4 protein-coding genes are annotated in these 6,285 nt (G+C 52.0%); 3 read left to right on the forward strand and 1 reads right to left on the reverse strand.

From position 1 onward, the window contains the following. Positions 1–149 precede the first annotated feature (149 nt). The 3 genes from secA (at position 150) to P8O11_RS00515 (ending at position 5,443) form a co-directional block, all read left to right on the forward strand. Positions 150–2,834, forward strand: a complete 2,685-nt coding sequence (gene secA / locus P8O11_RS00505) for a preprotein translocase subunit SecA (protein WP_300290527.1) — start codon at positions 150–152, stop codon at positions 2,832–2,834. Between the two features lie 98 nt (positions 2,835–2,932). Further along, on the forward strand, positions 2,933–3,859 hold the full coding sequence (locus P8O11_RS00510; protein WP_300290518.1) for a hypothetical protein: 927 nt from the start codon (positions 2,933–2,935) through the stop codon (positions 3,857–3,859). A gap of 24 nt (positions 3,860–3,883) precedes the next feature. Then, a complete protein-coding gene (locus P8O11_RS00515) occupies positions 3,884–5,443 on the forward strand; it encodes a phosphate ABC transporter substrate-binding/OmpA family protein (RefSeq protein WP_300290521.1) in 1,560 nt (519 codons plus the stop codon). Here P8O11_RS00515 and radC read toward each other — a convergent pair. After that, positions 5,440–6,204 carry a DNA repair protein RadC gene (gene radC, locus P8O11_RS00520; protein ID WP_300290523.1) on the reverse strand — a complete coding sequence of 255 codons (765 nt, stop codon included), beginning with the start codon at positions 6,202–6,204 and terminating at the stop codon, positions 5,440–5,442. The genes P8O11_RS00515 and radC overlap by 4 nt on opposite strands. Positions 6,205–6,285: the final 81 nt, after the last annotated feature.

Consider the following 6,285-nt stretch of genomic DNA (forward strand, 5'->3'; position numbering starts at 1 on the left):
ATCGCTCGCGGCGTTGACACTGCGAGAGCCGACCCTTACATCGCCTTAAGGCCAAGACACGCTATCTGTTCCACGCCGTTGTAGGACGCGCATATAACCGGAGCAAGCAAATGTCTTGCGACGAGATAAATGAGCGGATCGGACTAAACATGCTTGGACTTGGATCACTGGCCAAAAAAGTTTTTGGCACGGCAAACGACCGCAAGGTTAAGGCGACAAAGCCACTGATTGAAAAAATCAATGCACTTGAGGCTTCTTTTGAGACACTCAGCGATGAGCAGATTATCGCGAAAACAGCCGAATTCAAAAAGCGCGTCGCTGACGGCGAAAGCCTTGATGATCTCTTGCCTGAAGCCTTCGCCAACTGCCGTGAGGCCGCCAAGCGGGCCTTGGGCTTGCGGGCTTTTGATGTTCAGCTCATGGGTGGTATCTTTTTGCACCAAGGTAACATCTCGGAAATGAAGACTGGTGAGGGAAAAACGCTCGTTGCGACATTCCCCGCATATCTTAACGCACTCACAGGCAAGGGCGTACATGTTGTCACCGTAAATGACTACCTCGCCCGCCGTGACGCCGAGTGGATGAGCAATGTCTTTAGCGCGCTTGGCATGACAACAGGTGTGATTTACCCACAGCAGCCCGAAAGCGAAAAATCAGAAGCCTATGCTTCAGACATCACCTATGCGACCAACAACGAACTCGGCTTTGACTACCTGCGCGACAATATGAAATCAGAGCTGAAGCAGATTAATCAGAAGGTCCACCACTTCGCCGTCGTCGACGAAGTGGACTCGATCCTGATTGACGAGGCGCGCACACCGCTGATTATTTCTGGCCCTTCGGAAGACCGCTCGGAGCTCTATATCGAGATCGATAAACTCATTCCTGAGCTGACCGAAGAACACTACAGCCTCGATGAGAAAACTCGCAATGTGACCTTCTCTGACGAAGGCAACGAGTTCCTCGAGCAGCTGCTGCGCCAACGCGGGATATTGGAAGAAGAGCAGAGTCTTTACGACCCTGAGAGCACAACAATTGTGCATCACGTCAATCAGGGCCTACGTGCTCACAAACTTTTCGTTAGAGACAAAGACTATATCGTCCGCAACGGCGATGTTGTTTTGATTGACGAGTTTACGGGCCGCATGATGGCGGGCCGGCGCCTTTCAGAGGGGCTTCATCAAGCAATCGAAGCAAAGGAAGGCTGCAATATTCAGCCCGAAAACGTAACTCTGGCTCAGGTAACTTTCCAAAACTACTTCCGCCTCTATGACAAACTTGCTGGCATGACTGGAACCGCCACAACAGAAGCTGAAGAATTCATGGAAATCTACGGTCTTGGGGTTGTCGAAGTTCCGACAAACAAGCCTATTGCACGGATAGATGATGACGATGCCGTCTACCGTACGGCGCAAGAAAAATACGCCGCCATCGTTGAGACGATCAAAGAATCCAATGCCAAAGGCCAGCCCATTCTTGTGGGCACGACCTCGATTGAAAAGTCTGAGTTCCTGAGTGAGATGCTGACCAAAGAGGGCGTGAAGCATAATGTCTTGAACGCGCGCCAACACGAGCAGGAGGCACAAATTGTAGCTGATGCAGGCAAGCTTGGGGCTGTCACAATCGCGACCAATATGGCGGGCCGCGGGACCGACATCAAACTTGGTGGCAACGTTGAATTCAAGATCATGGAGGCCATCGCTGCCTCTCCTGAGGATGACAACGAAGAAGTTCGCGCCAAAATTGAAGCCGATCACAAAGATTGGGAGCAAAAAGTCAAAGACGCAGGCGGCTTGTTTGTCTTGGCCACAGAGCGCCACGAAAGCCGCCGTATCGACAACCAACTGCGTGGGCGCTCGGGCCGCCAAGGCGACCCAGGGCGCTCATCGTTCTATCTTAGCCTTGAAGACGATCTGATGCGCATCTTTGGCTCGGAACGACTTGATAAAGTTCTGTCAACGCTTGGCATGAAAGAAGGCGAAGCGATTGTGCACCCTTGGGTCAACAAGTCACTTGAGCGCGCACAAGCCAAAGTCGAAGGCCGTAACTTTGACATCCGTAAACAGCTTCTCAAGTTCGATGATGTCATGAACGAACAGCGCAAAGTGATCTTTAGACAGCGCCGTGACATCATGGAGGCGGCTGATCTTTCAGCGATTACCCAAGACATGCGCAATCAAGTTATTGATGATCTTGTTGATGAATACATGCCACCCAAAACCTACGCCGACCAATGGGACACAGAAGGCCTCTATGCCGCCTGTATTGAAAAATTAGGTATTGATGTCCCAGTGATCGATTGGGCCGCAGAGGAAGGGGTGGACGACGAAGAGATCACCGAGCGGCTCGAAAAATCCAGCGACGAGTTTATGGCTTCAAAGGCCGCTCACTTTGGCCCTGAAACCATGCGGATGATTGAGAAGCAGGTCTTGCTGCAGACAATAGACAAGAAATGGCGTGAACACTTGTTGACGCTGGAGCATCTGCGCTCTGTGGTGAGCTTCCGTGGGTATGCACAGCGCGACCCTCTCAATGAGTATAAGAACGAGGCCTTCCAACTTTTTGAAGGCATGCTCGACAGCTTGCGCGAAGACGTCACACAGCAGCTTGGCCTTGTGCGCCCGCTCTCAGAAGAAGAGCAACAGCAGGCTCTGGCGATGATGCGAGAACGCGAACAAAGCAGCATGCCGCAAGAGAAGGCTAGCGAGCTTGCCACTGCCCCCGCAGAAGGCTTTGTAGAGAACGACCCAAACACATGGGGCAACCCTGGACGCAACGAAGAATGCCCTTGTGGGTCTGGCAAAAAGTTCAAGCACTGTCATGGGCGCGTCTAAAGCCACCATAAAAACGCCTGAATGACTCCGTGCTTTTGCCCTAAGAGTGCCCAAATTTTTAACGAAACTGTCTCCGAACCTTTACGGCGGAGGCAGCTATGCCCGACTATAAGAGATATGGAATTGCTGGAGCGACACTGGCTACGATCTTGCTAACAGGGCAGATCATGCAAACCACGTCCGCTACAAATCATGCTAGCGCAGCTGATGTGCAAGCTATGCCTTTGCCCGTTGCGATCTCAGACATTAAGTTGACAGCGGCAGATGAAGCAACGCTTGTGACAGCCTCTCTGGACAGCTCTTTGGCAGCCCCACAAGGCACACAGCAGCCCCTGACAAGCGAGACTTGTAAAGTGACTCTATCAGGGACACCGATCGCCGCCGCGCTTGTGGATCTGGAACTGTCTGCCCCCTGCGCTCCAAACGAACGCGTGGTGATACACCACAACGGTATGATGTTTTCAGACGTCACAGACGGAACTGGTATGTTCAGCACAACTGTTCCCGCTTTGAACGAAACAGCCGTGTTTATCGCTTCGCTAGCTGGCGGCGCGGGCGCTGTGGCCAATGTGACGGTAGAGGAGATTTTCTCTTATGACCGCGCAGTGGTTCAGATGCAGGGCAATTCGGGTATCGGGCTCCATGCACGTGAATTTGGCGCTGAATATGGGGATCCCCGCCACATCTGGAGCGAACGCCCAGGTGATATCGTGGATGGCGTGACTGGGCATGGTGGCTTCTTAATCCAACTTGGTGACAGCAGTCTCGAGAACCCGCTCGTTGCCCAGATCTATACCTTCCCCTCGGGGATGGCGAAGGAGATCGGTGATATCGCTCTCAGCGTGGATATCGAGATTACCCCAAGCAACTGCGACAAAGACATTGAAGCCCAAACGCTTCAGACAAGCCGTGGCGAAAAGATCGCGGTTCAGACTTTGGACATGTCTATGCCCACTTGTGACGCCGTAGGTGACTTTCTAATGTTGAAAAAGCTCGTCAATGACATGAAGGTATCTTTCAACTGACCGTCACGTTGAGAGGCTCTTTTGATGAGTATTAAACGTGCGGCGTATATCGCCGCACTTTTCATTTTTAGCTCAGTGCAATCACTCATTGCTCAGGATGTGACACTCACATCTCGTGACAAGTCTGTTCAAATCAACGGGAACCTCTTGGGCTTTGACGGGCAGTTTTACCGTGTTGAAACGGACTACGGCGAGCTGACTGTCGACGGATCTGGTGTGGATTGTGCTGGCCCTGGCTGCCCAAACTTGAGCTCCTTTGTCGCAGAAGTAGACATTTCAGGTGCGGCTGAAATCGGAAGTCTTTTGTTACCTGCCTTGATCGAAGCTTTCGCAGCGAAGAGCGGGTTCAAAACCGAGCGCGAAGGCCAAAGTGCAAAAGAGTTTAGCATCACCCTCTCTAAGAAATCGGATGAGACCACGCTGGCTCGCTTCTTTTTTCACATTAGCTCAAGTGGTGAGGGTTTCGCAGACCTCCTTGCAGATCAAACCAATATTGTAATGTCGACGCGTGAAATAAGCACGACGGAACGCAAACTCGCCCGAGAAGCAGGCATGGGAGATCTGACTCAACTTGGCCGCGCCCGGGTTTTGGCTCTTGATGCGTTGGTAGCGATCGTTTCAAATCAAAACCCAGTTGAAGCCATCAGCGTTCTGGAGCTTTCTGAAATTTATTCTGGGAAGCTCAAAAATTGGAAAGAGCTCGGTCCACAAGAGGCCGCAATTACGCCCTATCTGCGAGATATTGAAACCGGTTCGGGGGCGTTTGCGTTGCAGCGGCTTCTGCTCAAAGAAAACCAAACATCTGGAAGCGAAACACGGTTTTCAACTGATAACTTTGATCTGTCACAGCGCGTCTCTATCGACCCTTTCGGGATCGGACTTGTCGGGCGTTCAGCGACGCTGGACACCAAAATCCTTACACTCACAGGACCCTGTGGCCGCTCTTTGAGGCCAACACGTCGCAATGTCAAAACAGAAGACTACCCTCTCACAACTCCCTTGTTTTTATACCTTCCTGCAAGACGTTTGCCCAAGATCATGCGGGAATTTTTGAGCTATACTCGCAGCCCTGCTGCGCAGCTGGTGATACGTCGCGCTGGGTTTGTTGATCAAGCGCCTGAAGAAATATCGATCGACTTTCAGGGCGACCGTTTGGCCAACGCCATTTCGGTCACTGGAGAAGAAATCGCTTTGGAGACAACGCGGGACATGATTGGCACGTTACGCAAGATGCGAAGGCTGACAACATCGTTTCGTTTCGAAACTGGGTCTGTGAGGCTTGATGCGCAGTCTCGATCCAATGTGGAGCAGCTTGCCAGCGCTTTGGAAGCAGGAATATACGACGGGAAAAGTCTTGTTTTTATCGGCTTTAGTGATGGCGAAGGCGCCGCCGCAGCCAATCTTGAAATCTCTCGTCGGCGGGCCGAAGTTGTGAAGAATGCGATCGAGAAAGCCGCAGAAACGGCAGATTTTACGCAGCTCGACGTAAGCGTTCAGGCGTATGGTGAAGCGATGCCTATGGCCTGTGATGACACCGAATGGGGGCGCCAAGTGAACCGCCGTGTCGAAGTTTGGATCCGTTAGATCAGACCAGCCGCGCGGAAGCTCAGCTCGGTTGATTTTCCAACAATCAAGTGGTCATGAAGTGTGATCCCAAGAGCCTGTTCTGCACGCTCAACTTGGGCTGTCATTGAAATATCTTCAGGCGGCGGAGTCGGATCACCTGACGGGTGATTATGTACTAAAATCAGAGCACTAGCGTTTAATTCTAGGGCGCGTTTGACAACCTCGCGAGGATAAACAGGGACATGATCAACCGTTCCAGAGGCCTGTTCTTCGTCAGCGATGAGAGTGTTTTTACGGTCGAGAAACAATACCCGAAACTGCTCAGTGTCGCGGTGGGCCATGGAGGTATGGCAGTAGTCGATTAGGGCCTCCCAGCTGGACACAACAGGGCGTTGGAGGATGCGGGAGCGGGCAAGGCGCTGCGCAGTTGCGGCAACGATTTTTAACTCGCAGATTACGGCCTCACCGACCCGTTTGACCTCTAACAAACGCTCAGGCGCCGCAGTTATTACTCCATTGAAGTCATTGAATTTATTGAGCAACTCTCGTGTGAGTGGCTTTACGTCACGGCGCGGAATCGCGCGGAAGAGAACAAGCTCGAGAAGCTCATAATCAGGCATCGCATCCGCCCCGCCAGACAGAAAACGGGCACGAAGCCTCTGGCGATGATCTGCAATGTAGGAAGGAAGCTTACCCTCTGGAATCGCAGGAGAAATCACCACTTCGTCGCTCTCAAAGAGCGGTAGGGACGCTTCAGAAAACTGGTGACGCTGTGACATGAGAAAAGCCTGCCTGAGCAGGGTGAATAAGTGGTTAATTTTGAAAAGGTTAATGATTCGATATGAGAAAATTTGGGGGGT

Source organism: Lentibacter sp. (assembly GCF_029254145.1).
Lineage (GTDB): Bacteria > Pseudomonadota > Alphaproteobacteria > Rhodobacterales > Rhodobacteraceae > Lentibacter.

What these genes read in the sequence shown, in the direction of transcription:
- secA (WP_300290527.1), top strand. Translation starts at nt 150, where the DNA reads ATGCTTGGACTTGGATCACTGGCCAAAAAAGTTTTTGGCACGGCAAAC.
- P8O11_RS00515 (WP_300290521.1), top strand. Translation starts at nt 3,884, where the DNA reads ATGAGTATTAAACGTGCGGCGTATATCGCCGCACTTTTCATTTTTAGC.
- P8O11_RS00510 (WP_300290518.1), top strand. Translation starts at nt 2,933, where the DNA reads ATGCCCGACTATAAGAGATATGGAATTGCTGGAGCGACACTGGCTACG.
- radC (WP_300290523.1), bottom strand. Translation starts at nt 6,204, where the DNA reads ATGTCACAGCGTCACCAGTTTTCTGAAGCGTCCCTACCGCTCTTTGAG.